Annotated in this window: 16 protein-coding genes; 5 read left to right on the top strand and 11 right to left on the bottom strand. The window is 66.2% G+C overall.

Annotated features, from left to right (window positions below; all coding sequences use genetic code 11):
* Positions 1-293 precede the first annotated feature (293 nt).
* Positions 294-914: a helix-turn-helix domain-containing protein gene (locus LPW26_RS20180; RefSeq protein ID WP_238737417.1), complete on the top strand. Its 621-nt coding sequence runs from the start codon at positions 294-296 to the stop codon at positions 912-914.
* Between the two features lie 47 nt (positions 915-961).
* Here the strand turns inward: LPW26_RS20180 and LPW26_RS20175 are convergent, their stop codons facing one another.
* From LPW26_RS20175 to LPW26_RS20150, 6 genes are all read right to left on the bottom strand, one after another.
* The gene (locus LPW26_RS20175; protein ID WP_238737416.1) at positions 962-1,147 is read right to left on the bottom strand and encodes a hypothetical protein; all 186 of its coding nucleotides are present in this window, start codon (positions 1,145-1,147) and stop codon (positions 962-964) included.
* Entirely contained in the window at positions 1,140-2,309 is a 1,170-nt protein-coding gene (locus tag LPW26_RS20170; protein WP_238737415.1) for a PepSY-associated TM helix domain-containing protein, read from the bottom strand. The genes LPW26_RS20175 and LPW26_RS20170 overlap by 8 nt, the downstream gene beginning before the upstream one ends.
* A gap of 3 nt (positions 2,310-2,312) precedes the next feature.
* Entirely contained in the window at positions 2,313-4,571 is a 2,259-nt protein-coding gene (locus LPW26_RS20165) for a TonB-dependent siderophore receptor (protein ID WP_238737414.1), read from the bottom strand.
* A 268-nt stretch (positions 4,572-4,839) separates the two neighbouring features.
* Positions 4,840-5,835 carry an ABC transporter substrate-binding protein gene (locus LPW26_RS20160; RefSeq protein WP_238737413.1) on the bottom strand — a complete coding sequence of 332 codons (996 nt, stop codon included), beginning with the start codon at positions 5,833-5,835 and terminating at the stop codon, positions 4,840-4,842.
* 35 nt (positions 5,836-5,870) lie between these two features.
* The gene (locus tag LPW26_RS20155; protein WP_238737412.1) at positions 5,871-6,680 is read right to left on the bottom strand and encodes an ABC transporter ATP-binding protein; all 810 of its coding nucleotides are present in this window, start codon (positions 6,678-6,680) and stop codon (positions 5,871-5,873) included.
* A complete protein-coding gene (locus LPW26_RS20150) occupies positions 6,677-7,447 on the bottom strand; it encodes an ABC transporter permease (protein WP_238737411.1) in 771 nt (256 codons plus the stop codon). Before LPW26_RS20150 ends, LPW26_RS20155 begins: the two co-directional genes overlap by 4 nt.
* Before the next feature lie 112 nt (positions 7,448-7,559).
* Between LPW26_RS20150 and LPW26_RS20145 the strand changes: the two genes are divergently transcribed.
* Genes LPW26_RS20145 through LPW26_RS20135 form a run of 3 tightly spaced genes read left to right on the top strand, consistent with a single transcriptional unit; the run spans position 7,560 to position 11,008 of the window.
* Entirely contained in the window at positions 7,560-8,684 is a 1,125-nt protein-coding gene (locus LPW26_RS20145) for a mandelate racemase/muconate lactonizing enzyme family protein (protein WP_238737410.1), read from the top strand.
* Positions 8,685-8,686: 2 nt separating this feature from the next.
* Positions 8,687-10,279 carry a GMC family oxidoreductase gene (locus LPW26_RS20140; protein WP_455127256.1) on the top strand — a complete coding sequence of 531 codons (1,593 nt, stop codon included), beginning with the start codon at positions 8,687-8,689 and terminating at the stop codon, positions 10,277-10,279.
* 6 nt (positions 10,280-10,285) lie between these two features.
* Positions 10,286-11,008: a GntR family transcriptional regulator gene (locus LPW26_RS20135; RefSeq protein ID WP_238737408.1), complete on the top strand. Its 723-nt coding sequence runs from the start codon at positions 10,286-10,288 to the stop codon at positions 11,006-11,008.
* A 116-nt stretch (positions 11,009-11,124) separates the two neighbouring features.
* On the opposite strand, the gene LPW26_RS20130 is transcribed toward LPW26_RS20135, so the two are convergent.
* From LPW26_RS20130 to LPW26_RS20110, 5 genes are read right to left on the bottom strand one after another with little or no spacing between them, the layout of a single operon-like run.
* Entirely contained in the window at positions 11,125-12,369 is a 1,245-nt protein-coding gene (locus tag LPW26_RS20130; protein WP_238737407.1) for an acetyl-CoA hydrolase/transferase family protein, read from the bottom strand.
* A gap of 22 nt (positions 12,370-12,391) precedes the next feature.
* Entirely contained in the window at positions 12,392-13,558 is a 1,167-nt protein-coding gene (locus LPW26_RS20125) for an acyl-CoA dehydrogenase family protein (RefSeq protein WP_238737406.1), read from the bottom strand.
* Between the two features lie 50 nt (positions 13,559-13,608).
* The gene (locus LPW26_RS20120) at positions 13,609-14,898 is read right to left on the bottom strand and encodes a TRAP transporter large permease (protein WP_238737405.1); all 1,290 of its coding nucleotides are present in this window, start codon (positions 14,896-14,898) and stop codon (positions 13,609-13,611) included.
* Between the two features lie 11 nt (positions 14,899-14,909).
* Positions 14,910-15,461 (bottom strand): TRAP transporter small permease, encoded by a 552-nt coding sequence (locus LPW26_RS20115; RefSeq protein WP_238737404.1) that lies wholly within the window; start codon positions 15,459-15,461, stop codon positions 14,910-14,912.
* 31 nt (positions 15,462-15,492) lie between these two features.
* A complete protein-coding gene (locus LPW26_RS20110) occupies positions 15,493-16,518 on the bottom strand; it encodes a TRAP transporter substrate-binding protein (protein WP_238737403.1) in 1,026 nt (341 codons plus the stop codon).
* Positions 16,519-16,725: 207 nt separating this feature from the next.
* Between LPW26_RS20110 and LPW26_RS20105 the strand changes: the two genes are divergently transcribed.
* Positions 16,726-17,922 carry a CaiB/BaiF CoA transferase family protein gene (locus LPW26_RS20105; protein WP_238737402.1) on the top strand — a complete coding sequence of 399 codons (1,197 nt, stop codon included), beginning with the start codon at positions 16,726-16,728 and terminating at the stop codon, positions 17,920-17,922.
* Positions 17,923-17,958: the final 36 nt, after the last annotated feature.

Here is a 17,958-nt window from a genome sequence, read left to right as displayed (position 1 = left end):
CACGTCTGCAAACCTTGCGGCAGAGCCGCTGCGCTCAGAAGTCATACGATGGTTTTACGCCGACGTCGTTCCCCTCCCCGGGTAACTGTCCGGCGTTGCCACGGCTCGGCACGCCGCGAAATTCTGCTGCGGTTCCGCGAGGCCGTTAAACCTTGGTTTGACGTCCGGCAAACCAACGCAGGCCACGCCCACCACGTTCGTGCGACTAGGCTTGCGGCGCCGCTGTGTGTTCCCTGCGACCCAGCGCCGAAGCCATTGCGGCAGCGGCGAGGACGACGGAAGGCGGCGCCACGATGGAAAGGTCAGCGGACGGCATCACCGAGACTACGACTGACCCTTTCGCGTCGATCGCCGAATTCCTCGAAGAAGCGTCGGCCGCACTCGCAGGCGATCCGATTGCGGCGCGCACCTGTATCGCACGCGCCGCGATGCTGCTGCGGGAAGTGCAGGCGCGCCATGCTCCCGCGTCAGGCGAGACGGCGGCGCGCGGCAACGGCCCCGGACTGGCCCGCTGGAAGCTCAACCACGTCATGCGGCATGTCGAACAGCACCTCGATGGCAATCTGCGGGTCCGCGACCTCGCCAAGCTGACCGGCCTCAGCCCCGGTCACTTCGCGCGGGCATTTCAGCAGAGCGTCGGAGTGGCGCCGCGGCATTTTCTGATCGAGCGCCGCATTGAGCGCGCCAAGGCGCTGATGCGCACCACCGACCTGACCTTGTGCGAGATCGCACTGGCCAGCGGGCTGAGCGACCAGGCGCATCTGTCGCGGCTGTTCCGCCGCCACACCGGCACCACACCGAACGCCTGGCGCCGCGAATGGCGCGCCGCCGAGCAGCGCGCGCCCGCATTCGTCCGCTCGCCACGCATCTTGGACGACCCAAGCCTGCGCATGGCGAACGTGTCCGCCGGATAGATCGTGGCGCCGGTCGATGGCGGCCAGTTGCGTTCGCCGCACGATAGCTAGCTGCGCCGGCTCCGGATCTTGACGAAGAACACATACAGCAGGATCGGCAGCGTCAAGCTCAGCCATGACACCATGTCCCAGACGCCGTCGCCGACCAGCGCCGTCACCAGACCGATGCCGCTCAGCACGGCGACGACGAGCGGTGCGGCGAAGATCTGGCGAAGCGTGCGATGCTCAGCCATGTGACGGCACCGACGCATTGGCGGCCGAGCCGCTGGCGATCGCCCGATCGACGCTCAACCCGGCACGGCGCCGACGCAGCCACAGATACAGCCCCGTGACCAGCACCATGATGGTCAGCACGTCGAGCAGCGCCCAAATGATCTTCAGCGGTAGCCCGCCATAGTCGCCGAAATGCAGCGGCTGCGAGATCAGCACCGCCGACACGTACCACGGCATGTCGCGGGTGTCGGTCAGCGCCCCGGTCTCGGCATCGATCAGCGCCGGCCTGAGCAGCCGCGAGGTGAGCGGCGTGTCGCCGTGCAGGAACACGCCGTAGTGGCTCTTGCTGGTGAAGAACGAGCCCGGGAAGGCGACGAAGCTCGGCGTCATTCCGGGCACCGCGCGCCGCGCGGTTTCGACCGCGGCCTGCAGCGAACTCGGCTTCTTTGGCGGCGTGCGATCGCGATATTGCGCGGTCATCGCGGCGAGCTGATCGGCCTGCCAGATTTTTACGACCAGATCGGCCCAGGTGTTGATCACGCCGGTGAAGCCCACCACCAGCGTCCACATCACCAACAGGATGCCGGCCAGATTGTGCACGTCCAGCCAGCGGACGATCCGCGTGCGTCTGCGGCGATAGCTGCCGAACTCCAGCTTCCGCATCGACGGCGCATACACCACGATGCCCGACACGATCGCGACGCAGAACAGGATGCCCATCGCGCCGAGGAACAGCTTGCCCGGCAGGCCGGCGAACATGTCGGTGTGCAGCCGCAGCATGATGTAGGTGAACCGCCCGGTGACGTCCGGAGCATCGAGGAACGCCGCGGTGTGCACGTCCATCCTTACCAGCCGATTGTTCACCGGATTCGCGTCGATCGACGGTCCGACGCTGACGAACAGCGCGCTCGGGTCGTCGCGATCCCAGATCAGAAAGTGCGGCACCTGTCCGGGGACTTTGGCCAGTGCGTTGGCGAGCACCTGATCGAGATCCGCCGCCGGCGTGCCGGCAGGCACGTCGGCAGGCCTGACCTCGCCGTGCAGTACCCCGTCGATCTGCTCGTGAAAGATCAGCGGCAGTCCGGTGATGCACAGCATCAGCATGAATACGGTGCAGATCAGGCTCGTCCATTTGTGGACGAGCCCCCAGACGCGTAACGACCTGGTGCCGCGACCCGGCATGCGTCAGTTCCAGGCGTATTTCAGCGTGCCCAGCACCGTCCGCGCCGCACCCAGGCCGCAATAGGCGAGCCCGGTCACGCACGACGACACGTAGTAGTGGTTGCCGAGATTGGTGGCGTTGACCTGCGCGCTCCAGCCTTTCAGATCGGGCCGCAGATACTGGAAGTCGTAGCTGATGGCGGCGTCGAACAACGTGTAACTCGGGATCAGGATGGTGTTGGCGGCGTTGCCGTAGCTGGTCCCGACATAACGGACGCCGGCGCCGAGCCCGAGGCCCGCGACCGGACCGTTGTAGAAGGTGTATTTCGCCCACAGCGAGGCCTGATCCAGCGCCGTGTTGAGCAGATAATTGCCGACCGTGCCGTCGTTGGCGGAGGTGACGCGCGGATCGTATTTGTTGTAGCCGCCGACGATCTCCAGCTCCCGGGTGAGATTGCCGCGCGCCTCGAATTCGAAGCCGCGGACCCGAACCTGCCCGGTCTGGACGCTGAACACGATGTTGACCGGGTCGGCCGTCAGCACGTTCTTCTGGGTGATGTCGAACACCGCCGCGGTCAGCATCAGGTTGGAGCCGAACGGCTTGAACTTGACGCCGATCTCGCCGCCCTCGCCGGTGGTGGGCTTGAACGTGCTGCCGAACCGGTCGGTGCCGGAGGATGGCACGAACGACGACGAGTAGTTGACGTAGGGCGACAGTCCGAAGTCGAACAGATAGTTGAGGCCGACGCGGCCGGTGGTCGCCTTGTCGCTCTGCAGATAGGTCCCGGCGGCAGGAAACAGACCGGTCGACACGGTCTCGGCCTGCGACCAATCCTGGCGGCCGGTCAGCGTCAGGGTCCAGCCGTCGTATTTGACCTGGTCCTGCAGATACAGGCCGGCCTGGCTTGACGTGGTGTTGGTGGCGATGAACGGCGACAGCGACGCCGCCGACGGCACGAACGCCCCGTAGACCGGCGCGAAGGCGTCGATCGACGAGATCATGGTGAAGCGATAGTCGGACTTCGCCGTCTGGCGCTGATAGTCGAAGCCGGCCAGCACCTTGTGGCTCAGGGGGCCGGTGGCGAAATCGGCCTGCAGCTGATTGTCCAGCGCGATGTTCTGGGCGCCGGACTTCACGTAGTTGTAGGACCGCAGCATGGTCCGGTTGTCGGCCAGCAATCCTTCGGAGCGGACGCCGCCGAGATCCTGCGACACGTCGAAGTAGCGCAGGTTCGAGCGGAACTGCAGATTGTTGTCGAACCGGTGTTCGAACGCATAGCCGACCGAGAACTGCTCGAGCGTGTAGCCGTCCCGGCTCGGCTCGCCGAGATAACGGCTGTACGGCACCCGGCCGTAAGGATTGGGCAACAGCGACACCCCGCCCGGCACGTATTGCTGCCAGCCGTCGACCTTGATGTTGGAATAGTGCGACAGCAGCGTGAGCGACGTATCGGTGGTCGGCCGCCAGGTCAGGCTCGGCGCGATATAGGCCTTGTTCTCGTGGACGAAGTCCTGCTGCCCGTCGGTGCTGCGGCCGAGCCCGACGATGCGGTAGAGGAACTCGCCGTTCTTGTCGATCGGCCCCGAGCTGTCGAACGCGCCCTGGAACCGCTCGAACGAACCGAAGGTGCCGATCACCTCGTGCTGCGCAGTGGCGGTCGGCCGCTTGCTGACCATGTTGAGCAAGCCGCCCGGATCGGTCTGGCCGTAAAGTCCGGAAGACGGTCCGCGCAGCACTTCCAGCCGCTCCAGCCCGTAGGTCTCGATGCGCGGATACGCGAACTGCGTGCCCGGATCGATCGGCAGCCGCAGTCCGTCGAGATAGCGCGGCACTTCGAAGCCGCGCAGCTTGAACGAATCGAAGAAGGTCGTGGCGCCGTAAGTATCGAGCGTGACGCCCGGCGTGTAGCGCAGCGCCTCGACGACATTCTGCGCGCCTTGCGCCTGGATCTGATCCTGCGTCACCACCGAGATCGACTGCGGGGTCTGCAGGATCGGCGTATCGGTCTTGGTTCCAGTCGCGCTCTGATTGGCCAGATAGCCGACCACCGGTCCGTTGGCGCGCTCGCCGCCGCGGCCGGCATTGGCGGCACTGACCACTGGCGCGGGGGGCTGCTGGCGCGCGGGCGCGGCGACACGCCGGACCGTCGATGGCGCCCGCGCCGCGCGCCGGGATGGAGAGGTCGGCCGGGCGGACTGCGGCTTGGGCGCATCGACCGTGACGGGCGGCAGGTCGCGGCCGGACTGCGCCTGCGCTTCGCCGATCGGTACACTGATCCCCAAGGCACTCGAACAGACAAGAACCTTGAAGATTGCGCTGCGCGCGAAACGCCCCGTCATGTCATCGCCCCCCTTCTCACCTGAGTGCGACCAACTATCACATCACTTGGCGCTGCCGGGGGGAGGAACTTTGGAATTTATCGAAATCGGCGCCCACACCGAGGCTCGTGGTCGATAGCCACGGGCCTCGGTGTAGTGACGACCTGACCGGAGGAACAATGGTGCACTGCCGATCGATCCGGCCGGCGCGGACGCCGGCGGATGTCGAGCCCTAGACGATCGTCTTCAGATACAGGCTCGGATCGAAATACTTCGAAGCGGGGATGAACTCCTTGACGCCGGCATTGGCCATGAAGAAGTCGGTCGACTGCTGCAGCCAGTTGGTGACGGTGCCGTCCGCGTACATCCGCTTCCAGTCGTGCGCCGTGAACATCTTCTGCGCCTTGAAGGATTCGTTGATGTCGGCGAGCGGCGTCTGGCTGTAGTGATTTTTCTGCAGGCTCTCCATCGCCTCCACCGGGTTGGCGACGATGTAGTCGTTCGCCTCGCCCCAGCCGCGGATCAGCTTGGCGAGCGTTTCCTGATTGGGCTCGTAGTAGTCGTTGGCCGCCGCCCAGCCGCCGATGATCGCGGCCTGCGGATAATACGCCGACGCGTCGGCCAGCATGATCGACCCCGGCACCTTGTCGCGCGCGGTGACATTGAACGGCACCCACAGCGCCACCGCCGGCACCGCGCCGGACACGAACGCCGTCACCGCCGCCGGCATGCTCTGGTTGACGATCTCGACTTCCTTGGGATCGATCTTGTTGGCGCGCAGCGCGCGGTCGAGGAAGACGTGCGCGGTGGTGCCGACCGCGGTGGCGATGCGCTTGCCGCGCAGATCGGCGAACGACCGGATGCCCTGGTCGGGCCGCACCCAGAGCTGCGCGGTCGCGACTTCGATGTCGTTGATCAGGAAAACCTTGCCCTGGCCGCGCGCCGGAAAGTTCGACAGCACGGCGCCGGTCGCCAGCACGTCGAGGCTGCCGCCGATCAGCGCCTGGAAGATTTCCAGGCCGGTGTTGAACTGGCGCAGCTCGAGTTCCAGACCCTGCTTGGCGAAGCTGCCGCGGTCCATCCCGGTCCAGATCTGGCCGTCGACCGCCACGGTGTGAAGATAGCCGACGCGGATCTTGGTCTTGGCCTGAGCGATCGCCGGCGCGGCGGGAGCGAAGCCGGCTATCGCGAGGCCAGCGGTGGTGGTCAGGAATTGTCGTCGATCCATCGCGTCACTCCTCCGATAATGTTGTTTGTCTTTTGTTATTCCGAAAACGAAGCCGGCCGTATCTGCGCCTGCTGGGCCCGATACTCGTCCATCACCAATTGGCGAATATGGCCGCGCAGCTCGGCGAATTCAGGACGCTCGTGGATCGAATCGTCGCGCGGATAGGCAAACGGCACGTCGATGATCTGCTTGATACGCGCCGGCCGCGCCGTCACCACGACGATGCGCGAAGCCAGATAGATTGCCTCCTCCACCGAATGGGTGATCAGCATCACCGTCTTGCGCTCGGTCGCCAGCACCTGCAGCAGCAGGTTCTGCATATTGGCGCGGGTCTGCGCGTCGAGCGCACCGAACGGCTCGTCCATCAGCAGGAACTGCGGCCGGACCGCATAGGCGCGGGCAATGGCGAGGCGCTGCTTCATGCCGCCGGACAGATGCTTCGGGAACGAATTGGCGAAGTCCGACAGCCCCATTAGTTCGAGATAGTGCCGACAGATATCTTCGCGCTCGGCGGCGGGCACGTGATTAGCGTCGAGCTTCAGGCCGAAGGCGATATTCTGCTTCACCGTCAGCCACGGGAACACGCCATATTCTTGGAAGATGACGCCGCGCTCGGGGCCAGGCTTGTCCACCGGCTTGCCGTCGAACAGCACGCGGCCCGTGGTCGGCTTCTGGAAGCCGGCCAGCATGCTCATCATCGTCGTCTTGCCGCAGCCGGACGGGCCGATCACCGCGATGAAGTCGCCGTCATGGATATCGTAGTGGACGTCTTCGACGACCTTCAGCCGCCCCTTGGCGGTGGCGAAGGACAGCGAGACGTGCTCGAATTGCGCGCGCTTGATCATCCGAGAGCCCGATCCTGCCACACCAGCAGCCGCGCGCTCACTTTGCGTAAGATTAGGTCCATGATCAGCGCGATCAGCCCGATGCAGATGATGCCCACATAAATGACATCGAGCAGGAAGTAGGTCGAGGCGTTCTGGATCATGGCGCCGAGGCCGCGCTGCGCGGCGATCAGTTCGGATGCCACCAACGTGGCCCAGGCCACGCCGAGCGCCACGCGCAGCGCCGTGAGGATGTGCGGCACGGTGAGCGGGATGATGACCTTGCGGAAAATCTCGAACTGGTTGGCACCGAGCGTCTGCGCCACCCGGATGTAAATCGGCGCGATCTGCGACACGCCCTCGTACATCACGATGACGCCGGCGAAGAACGAGGCGTAGAACAGGATCACCAGCTTGGCGAGTTCGTCGACGCCGAAATACACGATCACCAGCGGGATCAGCGCGATCGGCGGCAGCGCGCGGAAGAAGTTGATCATCGGATCGGCGAACGTCCGCGCCGACCTATACCAGCCGAGCAGGAAGCCGACCGGCACGGCCGCGGCGATGCCGAGCATGACGCCGAAGAACACGCGGCGTGTCGACGTGTAGATGTCGAGTAGCAGGTTCTCGCGTGTCAGCAGCTCGAAGAACTTGGCCGCCACCTGATGCGGCGCCGGGATCAGCGACGGATTGACCAGGCCGCTCCAGCGAACTGCGTACCACAGCAGGATCGCGCCGACCCACGGCAGCAGCCCGAGAGCAAAGCGTCGGACGAAGGCGCCGTCCATTCAGGAGCTTCCCCGTTCTCATTTGTCTTGGCACAAAGTATCTTGGCACAAAGTCATATTATAAATAGGATGACCATACAAGACCGCTCCGCGCGGGCGGCGCAAGGTTCAGATGACCACGCCATTTACAATTCGAAGCCTGCAGGCGTTCGCCTATCGCTATCCGCTGACGACACCGGTGGTGACATCGTTCGGTCGCATGACGTCGCGGCCGGCGGTTTTTGTCCGCGTCGAGGACGACGACGGCGTGGTCGGCTGGGGCGAAGCGTGGTGTAACTTTCCCTCTCCCGGGGCCGAGCACCGCGCGCGGCTCCTGAACGAAACCCTCGCGCCGCTGGTGATCGGCCAGCGCGTGGCGGCGCCGGCCGAACTGTTCGAGCATCTCACGCAGGCCACGGCGGTGCTGGCGCTGCAATCCGGCGAGGCCGGACCGTTCGCCCAAACCATCTCCGGCATCGATCTGGCCGTGTGGGATCTGTTCGCCCGCCGTCAGGCCACGCCGCTATGGCGGCTGCTCGGCGGCGCTGGGCCGCGGATCCAGGTCTATGCCAGCGGCCTCAATCCGACCGGCACCGAAGCGATGGCCGAGGCCGCTTTGCGACAGGGCTATCGGGCGTTGAAACTCAAGGTCGGGTTCGGCGCCGAACTCGACGGCGCCAACCTCGCGGCGCTGCGCCGGCTGCTTGGCGACGGCCCGCTCGCCGCCGATGCCAATCAGGCCTGGTCGGTGGACGAGGCGCTGGCGCTGGCGCCGCGCCTGGCCGCGTTCGATCTCGCCTGGCTGGAGGAGCCGATCCGCGCCGATCGGCCGCGCGCCGAATGGCAACAGCTGCGCGCCGGCCTCGATCTGCCGCTGGCGGCTGGCGAAAACATCACCAGCCGCGGCGGCTTCGGCGACGCGATCAGCGGCGGTGAGCTGGATGTGATCCAGCCGGACATCGCCAAATGGGGCGGGCTGTCGCTGTGCGCCGACATCGCCGGCGCGATCCGCGCTGCCGGCAAACGGTTCTGCCCGCATTATCTCGGCGGCGGCCTCGGCCTGCTCGCGTCGGCCCATCTGCTCGCCGGAATCGGCGGCGATGGCCTGCTCGAAGTCGATTGCAACCACAATCCGCTGCGCGACCGGTTCTGCGGCCCGGTCGCCACCGTAAGCGACGGCTGGATCGAACTTAGCGAAGCGCCGGGCATCGGCCTCGATCCCGATCTGGAAGCAATTGCCGCATGGCGGACGGCCTGACGATGGCGAGCTACGACTACATCATCGTCGGCGCCGGCTCGGCCGGCTGCATCGTCGCCAACCGGCTGTCGGCCGATCCGGCCTGCCGCGTGCTGCTGCTCGAGTCCGGTGGCCCGGACGGCAATTTCTGGCTGAAGATTCCGGTCGGTTATTATCGCACGATCTACGACGAACGCTTCGCCCGGCTGTTCACCACCGAGCCGAGCGAAGGCACCGGCGGACGCGCCATCGTCTGGCCGCGCGGCCGCGTGCTCGGCGGCTCGTCGTCGATCAACGGGCTGATCTTCATCCGCGGTCAGCATCAGGACTTCGACGACTGGGAGCGTTTGGGCGCGACAGGTTGGTCGTATCGCGACGTGCTGCCGCACTTCCGGCGTTACGAGCGCTATCGCGGCGGCGAGAGCCAGTATCACGGCGCGCTCGGTGAATTCGAAGTGTCCGATCTGCGCAACGACAATCCGGCCTCGGCGGCGTGGATCGAGGCCGGCGTCGAGTTCGGCCTGCCGCGCAATCCGGATTTCAACGCGGAATCGACCTACGGGGTCGGCAGCTATCAGCTCGGCATCGGCCGCCATTGGCGCACCAGCGCGGCCTCGGCGTTCCTGCGACCGATCATGGACCGGCCGAACCTGACCGTCATCACCCGGGCGCAGGCCAGCAAGGTGACGTTCGACGGCACCGTCGCCACGGGCGTCGAATGGATCGCGGAAGGCCAGCTGCACCGCGCCCGCGCCGCGCGCGAGGTGGTGCTGTCGGCCGGCGCGCTACAATCGCCGCAATTGCTCCAGCTGTCCGGCATCGGCCCGGCCGACCTGCTGCGCAGCCTCGACATTCCGGTCATCGCCGATGCGCCGGAAGTCGGTGACAATTTGCAGGACCACTATCAGGCCCGGCTGATCGTGCGGCTCAATCAGAAATGGTCGCTGAACGACCACGTCCGCAATCCGGTCGAGCTGACGCGGATGGGCTGGCAGTGGCTGACCGGCGGCCGCGGGCCGCTCACCGTCGGTGCCGGACAGGTCGGCGGCGCGGCGTGTACCGAATATGCGCAAGGCGGCCGCCCCGACGTGCAGTTCAACGTCATGCCGCTGTCGGTCGACAAGCCCGGCACCCCGCTGCATCGCTATTCGGGCTTCACAGCCTCGGTATGGCAGGCGCACGCACACTCGCGCGGGCATCTGGCGATCCGCTCGACTGATCCCTTCGAGCAGCCGCGGATCGCGCCGAACTACTTCGCCGAAGAGATCGATCGCAAGACGATCGTGGCAGGGCTCGAGATGCTGCGCGACATCTTCCGCCAGCCGGCGTTCCGCAAGCTGTGGGACGTCGAAGTGGTGCCCGGCGCGGCGGCGGACAGCCGCGCCGCGCTGTGGGAATTTGCGCGCAACACCGGCGGCACCGTGTTCCACTGCGTCGGCACCTGCCGGATGGGCCGCGACGCGCAGGCGGTCCTCGATCCGCAGCTGCGGGTTCGCGGCGTCGAACGGCTGCGGGTGATCGACGCGTCGGTGATGCCGCAGATCACTTCGGCCAACACCAACGCGACCAGCCTGATGATCGGAGAATACGGCGCGGCGTTGATCAAGGCGGGATAGAGCGCGATGGATCTGGATGCGGGCAGCCACGTGCCGAAATATGCGCAGATCGCCGACATTTTCCGGCGCCGGATCGCGCGCGGCCTGTGGGCGACCGGCTTCCGGCTGCCGGCCAACGAACGGCTCGCCGCCGAATTCGGCGTGTCGCGCGTCACCATCCGACAGGCGGTCGACCTGCTGGCGCGCGACGGCGAGCTGGAAGCTCAGCAGGGTCGCGGCACCTTCGTCACTGGCGGCACCCGGCAGGACCGCTGGCTTCGGGTCGAGACGACCCTCGCCGATCTCGCCGAGATGTATCGCGACACGTCGCCGGAGATCATCAACATCTCCGAGAGCCGCAGCGTCGCCCCCCTGCTGCCGGACGACGGCAAGGCGGCCGCCAAATACGTCTTCATGAGGCGCGTACACTCGCGCGTCGGCCAACCCTATTGCGTGATCTCGATCTATCTCGACGAGACGGTGTTCCGCCGCTCGCCGAAGCGGTTTCGCAGCGAGACCGTGATCCCGATCCTGGCCGAGCTGAAGCAGCCCAAGATCGTGCGCGCCCGCCAGACGCTGACGATCGGCACCGCCGACGTCGACGTCGCGCGGCTGCTGCACGTGCCGCTCAACTCGCCGGTCGCTGAAGTCCGGCGCGTCTTCACCGGCGAAGACGGCATCGTGATCTACCTCGCCGAAGTCACCTATCGGGGCGACTTCGTCCGCATCGATATGGACCTGCGGCCCTGAAGGGTTGCTGCGCCGATCGGGAACTCCCCCGAGCAAAATCGCAGCGGCTCTTCGCCTCGCGTGTGGCCACATCCGCATCGTCAATTGCGTCAGCCACCTGCGCTCCGCGCCCCGACTTAGGTCCCGGCCCGAACCTGCTCGGTCAACCGGTCGCGATGCTGCGGCGCCGCGATTGCGATCATCCGCCGCGCGCGCTCGGTGAGGCTACAGCCGCGCAATTCGGCGACGCCCCATTCGGTGACGATGGCGTCGACATCGGCGCGCGGCGTCGTCACCGTGTCGACCCGCGTGACGATGCGGCTCGATCCGTCCGGGCCGCACGCCGGCAGCGCGATCAGCGCGCGACCGCCCGGCGACGCATTGGCGCCGCGGACGAAATCGAGCTGTCCGCCGATCGCACCGATCGCAACGCCGTTCAGCGTCTCGGCATTGACGCTGCCGTCGAGCCCGACCTGCAGCGCCGAATTGATCGCGGTCAGCTTGTTGATCCGTCCCAGCACGCAATGGTCGTGGGTGTAGGCCGCCGGCCGCATCGCCACCGCCTCGTTGCGGTGCGCGAAGCGATACAGCCGCTGCGTGCCGATCAATTGGTTGGTGACGGTGACGCCGGGATCGATCCCCTTGCGGGCGTTGGTGACGACACCGCGCTCGATCAGCTCGACCACCGCGTCGTTGATCAGCCCGGAATGAATGCCGAGATCGCGGGCATGCGCCAGCGACGACAGGATCGCATCGGGGATCTTGCCGACGCCGAATTGCAGCGTCGCACCGTCGGCGATCAACCCGGCCGCATGGGCGGCGATCTGGCGCGACACATCGTCGAACGCGCCGGGCGGTAACTCCAGCGGCCGGCGCCGCGCCACCACGCGATGATGGATCGGGACGTCCTCGGGCCACTCCGCGCCGAAGGTGAACGGCGCATCCGGGTTGACCTCGGCGATCACCAGGCGGGCACGACGCGCGGCGTCGATCACGTAGTCCCTGGACAGGCTGGCGCTCAGCCGGCCATCGGGTGCCTCCGCAAGCTGCACCAGCACCACATCGGCGCGGTGGCGGCCTGCGGCGAAGTCGGCGCAGAATGCCGAGTAGTTGCTGGGAATGACGTCGAGCCGGCCGGCGCGCGCCAGCTTTCGTGCGTTGCCGATCACCCCGTAGCTGACGAAAGAGACGTTCGGCGGCGCGGACCCGAACGTGTCCGAGAACACCGGCCCGAGCATCAGACGGAACGGCGGCAGAGCCGCCGCCTGAGCCATCAGCGCTTCGGTCAGCGTCAGGGGTTCGGCGGTGGCCTGACCGCAGACCACGAGATCGCCGGCGCGGATCAGGCCGGCGAAATCGAGCGGCGAGCTTTCGGCGGACATCGCGGCGCGCCGCACCCCGCCGTCAGTACGACTTCGCCAGGCCGAGCACCTTCTCGGCGATGAAGCTGAGCGCGAGCTGCGGGCTGACCGGCGCGATGCGCGGGATCAGCACTTCGCGCAAGTAGCGCTCGACATGATATTCCTTGGCGTAGCCGAAGCCACCGTGCGTCATCACCGCCTGCTCGCAGGCCTGGTAACCGGCTTCACCCGCAAGGTACTTCGCCGCGTTGGCGGCGGCGCCGCACGGCATGCCGTTGTCGTATTGCCACGCCGCCGACATCACCATCAGCCACGCCGCCTCGAGCTCGACCCAGTTTTTCGCGAGCGGATGCTGGATCGCCTGGTTCTGGCCGATCGGGCGATTGAACACGATCCGGGTCTTGGCGTACTCGGTGGCCCGCGCCAGCGCACACTTGCCGAGACCGACGGCCTCGGCGGCAATCAGCACGCGCTCGGGGTTCATGCCCTCGAGGATGTACTGGAAGCCCTTGCCCTCCTCGCCGATACGGTCTTCCTCCGGGATCTCGAAGTCCTCGAAGAACAGCTCGTTGGAATCGACGATCTTGCGGCCCATCTTCTCGATCTCGTGCACCTTGATCTTGGTACGATCGAAATCGGTGTAGAACAGGCTGAGGCCGTGGGTCGGCGACTTCACCTCGTCGAGCGGCGTGGTCCGGGCCAGCAGCAGGATCTTGTGTGCGACCTGCGCGGTCGAGATCCACACCTTCTGGCCGTTGACGATGTAGCGATCGCCCTTCTTCACCGCGCGGGTCTTGAGCTGGGTGGTGTTGAGCCCGGTGTTCGGCTCGGTCACCGCGAAGCACGCCTTCTCGCGGCCCTCGACCATCGGCGGCAGCATTCGCATGCGCTGCTCCTCGGTGCCGAACACCACCACCGGGTTGAGGCCGAACACGTTGATATGCACCGCCGAGGCGCCCGACATGCCGGCGCCGGATTCGGAGATCGTGCGCATCATGATGGCCGCCTCGGTGATGCCGAGGCCGGAGCCGCCATAGGCCTCCGGCACGCAGATGCCGAGCCAGCCGGCATCGGCGAGCGCCTTGTGGAAGTCGTGCGGGAAGCCGCCCTCGCGATCCTTCCTCAGCCAATAGGCGTCATTGAAGCCCTCGCAGATCTTGGCGATGGCGTCGCGGATGGCTTCCTGCTGATCGGTGAGTGCGAAGTCCATGACGGGCTCTTGTGTTTGTTGTTTGAACGGACGGCGACCGGCGCTGCGCGCTACGGCGCCATTTTCGACGGCAGCCAGGTGATGATGCTGGGGAACGCCACCATCACGCCGATCGCCAGCAGATGCGCGATGAAGTGCGGGAACGTGCCGTGGAAGACTTCGGCGACCGGCCGCTTGGCGTAGCGCGCGACGATGAAGCAGTTCAGCCCCACCGGCGGCGTGATCATGCCGACCTCGGCGGTGACGATCTTGATCACGCCGAACCAGATCGGATCGAAGCCGAGCGACTTGATCAGCGGCATCACGATCGGCACCGTCAGTACCAGAATGGCGATCTGGTCCATGAACGAGCCGAGCACGATGTAGCCGCACAGGATCATCACGATGATCACCCAGCGTGAGGTCTCGAGCGAGCCGACCCAGGCGACCAGATCCTGTGTGACGTGGGTCAGCGTGAAGAAGTAACCGAAGATCGAGGCGCCGACCAGAATGGTCACGATCATGCAGGTGCCGTAGCTGGCGCTGAGCAGCGCCTTGTACAGCGTCTTCGGCGTCACCTTGCGCTTGGCGAACGCCAGCACCAGCGCGCCGAAGGCGCCGAGCGCCGAGGCTTCGGTCGGGGTAGCGACACCGAGATAGATCGTGCCGGTGACGAGCCCGAACAGCGCCAGCATCGGGCCGATCTGCCACAGCAGCGCGAAGCGCTCGCGCCACGGCACAGATTCGACGCGCGGCGCCCGCGACGGATCGAGCCAGACTAGGACGTAGATCGTCGCCATGATGGTCGCAGTGACCAGCGCGGCCGGAATGATGCCGCCGATCAGCAGCTGGCCGATGTTCACTTCAGCGAGCAGGCCGAAGATCACCAATGCGACGCTCGGCGGGATCAGCATCGCCAGCGTGCCGGAGATCGCCACCACGCCGGCGGCCATTTTCGGCTCGTAGCCCTGCTTAATCATCGCCGGCAGACTGGTCGACGACAGCGTCGCCGCCGATGCCGTGCTGGTGCCGCAGATCGCGCCGAAGCCGGCGCCGGCGAGCGCGGTGGCCATGCCGAGGCCACCGGGAATGCGGCCGACCCAGGCCGAGGCCGTCCGGAACAGCGCATCGGCGACGCCGGACAGCAGCACGAGCTCGGCCATCAGCAGGAACATCGGGATGGTGATCAGCTCATAGGACGACACCGTCGACAGCGGCGCGGTCTCCAGAATGCCGAACAGCGTGCCGCTGCCACCGACCATCAGCAGGCCGACCGAGCCGGAGAACGCCATCGCGAAGCCGACCGGCGTGCCGTTCGCCAGCAGGAGGAACAGCAGGCCGAGAACGATCAAGGTTGTCATGTCGGGTGCCGCTATTCGAAGGATTTGACTTCGCCGACCCCGACCAGGGGCGGCAACGGATAGAGATCGCGGCCGGTGACGAGGCTCGCCGCATGGCCGGCCAGCATCAGCAGCAGCCGCAGCACCAGCACGCCGCAGCCGAGCGGCACCAGCGCCGCCGAGATCCAGGTCGGCCACGGGATCGCGCCGGACAGCACGTCGTTCTGCTCGAAATTGTCGAGCGCGCGATCGAACCCGACCTTGCACAGCAGCGCGAACACGAACAGGCCGGTCAGCGCGGTGACGATCTCCGCAAGCCGCCGCCCCGGAGGGGAAAACCGCGGCACCAGAATGTCGACGCCGACATGGACGTGCTCGCGCAACGCGTCCGACAGCGTCAGGAAGAACACGCCAGCCATCAGATAGAGGCCGATCAGGTCGTAGGTGAAGGAGAACGGGCGGTTCAGCGCGTAGCGCATGAACACGTCCGCCACCACCAGCACCATGATCACGAACATGAAGGTGACGGCGATCAGCGTCAGCGCCCGTTCGATCGCCGCAAGCGCTGCACTGGCTCGCTGCATCACGCGGTCTCCTTTGTCGGCGCGTGGCGTGTCACTTGCCGGCGCTGGTCGTGAGCAGCTGCTGGAATTCCTCGAGCGCCTGGGTGCCCGGCTTGCCGCGCGAATCGATGCCGGCGGCCCATTCCTTGGCGACACCCTTGAGCTTGTCCTTCATCTGCGCCTTGGCGGCGTTGGGGATCGGCTCGAACGTCACGCCGGCGTCGGTGAGGTTCTTGCGGGTCTGCTGCTGCTCCTTGTCGACCTCGGCGCACACCTTCGGCTCGATCGCCTCGGATGCCTCCTCCATCGCCTTCTTGACGTCGTCGGGCAGCTTGGCCCAGGCTCGCTCGCTGATCGAATAGGCGACGATGAAGGAGCCGAAGCTGACGCCGTCGGTGGCGTGCTTGACCAGCTTGTCGAGGCCGTAGGATGCGATGCTGTCGGCCGGGAACAGCGCGCCGTCCATGGTGCCGCGCGCCAGCGACTCGTAGGCGTCCGGCGCCGCCATGCGCACCGGCACGGCGCCCAGCGCACGCAGCGTCAGGTCCTGCGCGCCGCCGGTCGAGCGCAGCTTCAGGCCCTGGATCGCCTCCATCGAGTCGACCTTCTGCTTGACGGTGAACACCTGATAGGGCGGCAGCACCACGGCCATCAGCAGCTTGATCTTGTTGGGCGCGTATTCCTGCTTGGCGAGCACGCCCTCGCGCGCGCTCTTCCAATAGGCCAGCGTGCCCTGGCAACTGGTCGAGAACGATTCCGGCAGCTGCGCGACTTCCGACAGCGGCATCTTGTCGGACGCGTAGGACGGCGCGATGTAGCCGATGTCGACCACGCCGGACTGAGTGAGGCGCAACAGGTCGGTCGCCTTGCCCATCTGCTGGTTGGGATAATAGCTGAAGGTCACCGCGCCGTTGGTGCGCTTGGTGACGTCGTCCATCCACGGCTTCAGCATCAGGCGGACGAGGTAGTGCCCGGCGGGAAACGAGTCGGCGACCTTGAGCTCCAGCGCCTTCGCCGACCCAGCCGCCATCGTCACCGGCAGCCCCAACGCCACCGCCAAAGCCAAGCTCTTCCGCATCCGATGTCCTCCCTGGAGTCGCGACCGTTTGAACGGCCGACGCGCGGCTGCACCGCTTTTTGATGGTGTCGATCGTACATATGGGTGAATTTATTCGTCAACATCATGGACAATGCATGCAGCCATGCACAGGGAGAGGGTCGAAACCCATTGACTGGCAATGTTTCTGAATTCTAGCTACATGCTGGTGAATTGAAGGAACGGCCGTTGGGACCTCTATCTGGCATCACGATCCTCGACCTCACGTCGGTGCTGATGGGGCCCTACGCGACCCAGACGCTGGCCGACATGGGCGCAGACGTCATCAAGGTCGAAAGCCCGGACGGCGACATCGTGCGCCACATCGGGCCCGGCCGGACGCCCGGCATGGGCGGGATGTTTCTCAACACCAACCGCGGCAAACGCAGCATTGTCATCGATCTCAAGCAGGACGACGGCCGCAAGGCGCTGCTGCGCCTTGCCGAACGCGCCAACGCGCTGATCTACAATGTGCGGCCGCAGGCGATGGCGCGGCTCGGGCTGAGCTACGAAGAGGTCGCCGCCGTCAGTCCCGGCATCGTCTATCTCGGCGCCTTCGGCTACGGCCAGGACGGCCCCTACGCCGCCAAGCCGGCCTATGACGATCTGATCCAGGGCGCCGCCGGCGTGCCGACGCTGCTGGCCGCGGCCGGCGACGGCACGCCGCGCTACGTGCCGATCACCATCGCCGATCGCATCGTCGGCCTGATGGCCGTCAACGCCATGCTGGGCGCGCTGCTGCACCAGCAGCGCACCGGCGAGGGCCAGCGCATCGACGTGCCGATGTTCGAGTCGATGGCGTCGTTCGTGCTGGTCGACCATCTCGGCGGCCTGACCTACGACCCGCCGCTCGACCATGGCGGCTACGCCCGGCTGCTGTCGCGCTATCGCAAGCCGTACCAGACCAGCGACGGCTTCCTGTGCGTGCTGATCTACAACGACAAACAATGGCGCAGCTTCTTCGAGGCGATCGACCGCACCGACTTCCTGGCCCAGCCGCGCTTCGCCAACCACGCGGCGCGCACCCGGCACATCGACGAAATCTACGAAGAGATCGGCGCCATCTTCCTGACCCGCACCACCGCGGAGTGGCGCGAGTTGCTTGAGCGCGCCGACATTCCGGTGATGCCGATGCACAGCATGGAGTCGATCCTCGAGGATCCGCATCTGCAGGCCGTCGGCTTCTTCGAGACCGTGGACCATCCGGTCGAAGGCCGCATCCGGCAGATGAAGGTGCCATCGACCTGGAGCGCCACACAGCCTCAGCCCGGCGGCCCGGCACCGACGCTCGGCGGCAACGGCCGCGACATTCTTTCGGAAGCGGGCTTGTCGCCCGAGGAGGTCGAGCACCTCGGCCGGACCAAAGCGGTTCACCTGCCCGACTGATATCGGCCCACGCGGCCCCAACGATGCAAGGAGACG

This window comes from Rhodopseudomonas infernalis (assembly GCF_022271405.1).
Classification (GTDB): Bacteria; Pseudomonadota; Alphaproteobacteria; order Rhizobiales; family Xanthobacteraceae; genus Rhodopseudomonas; species Rhodopseudomonas infernalis.
Note: the sequence above shows the minus strand (reverse complement) of the source record. Positions and strands in the feature narration are given on the sequence as shown.

Bases quoted from the DNA above. Each gene is read 5' to 3' on its own strand.
- LPW26_RS20120 (WP_238737405.1), bottom strand. From the start codon at position 14,898: ATGACAACCTTGATCGTTCTCGGCCTGCTGTTCCTCCTGCTGGCGAAC.
- LPW26_RS20150 (WP_238737411.1), bottom strand. From the start codon at position 7,447: ATGGACGGCGCCTTCGTCCGACGCTTTGCTCTCGGGCTGCTGCCGTGG.
- LPW26_RS20155 (WP_238737412.1), bottom strand. From the start codon at position 6,680: ATGATCAAGCGCGCGCAATTCGAGCACGTCTCGCTGTCCTTCGCCACC.
- LPW26_RS20160 (WP_238737413.1), bottom strand. From the start codon at position 5,835: ATGGATCGACGACAATTCCTGACCACCACCGCTGGCCTCGCGATAGCC.
- LPW26_RS20125 (WP_238737406.1), bottom strand. From the start codon at position 13,558: ATGGACTTCGCACTCACCGATCAGCAGGAAGCCATCCGCGACGCCATC.
- LPW26_RS20135 (WP_238737408.1), top strand. From the start codon at position 10,286: ATGGATCTGGATGCGGGCAGCCACGTGCCGAAATATGCGCAGATCGCC.
- LPW26_RS20130 (WP_238737407.1), bottom strand. From the start codon at position 12,369: ATGTCCGCCGAAAGCTCGCCGCTCGATTTCGCCGGCCTGATCCGCGCC.
- LPW26_RS20180 (WP_238737417.1), top strand. From the start codon at position 294: ATGGAAAGGTCAGCGGACGGCATCACCGAGACTACGACTGACCCTTTC.
- LPW26_RS20115 (WP_238737404.1), bottom strand. From the start codon at position 15,461: ATGCAGCGAGCCAGTGCAGCGCTTGCGGCGATCGAACGGGCGCTGACG.
- LPW26_RS20175 (WP_238737416.1), bottom strand. From the start codon at position 1,147: ATGGCTGAGCATCGCACGCTTCGCCAGATCTTCGCCGCACCGCTCGTC.
- LPW26_RS20140 (WP_455127256.1), top strand. From the start codon at position 8,687: ATGGCGAGCTACGACTACATCATCGTCGGCGCCGGCTCGGCCGGCTGC.
- LPW26_RS20145 (WP_238737410.1), top strand. From the start codon at position 7,560: ATGACCACGCCATTTACAATTCGAAGCCTGCAGGCGTTCGCCTATCGC.
- LPW26_RS20170 (WP_238737415.1), bottom strand. From the start codon at position 2,309: ATGCCGGGTCGCGGCACCAGGTCGTTACGCGTCTGGGGGCTCGTCCAC.
- LPW26_RS20110 (WP_238737403.1), bottom strand. From the start codon at position 16,518: ATGCGGAAGAGCTTGGCTTTGGCGGTGGCGTTGGGGCTGCCGGTGACG.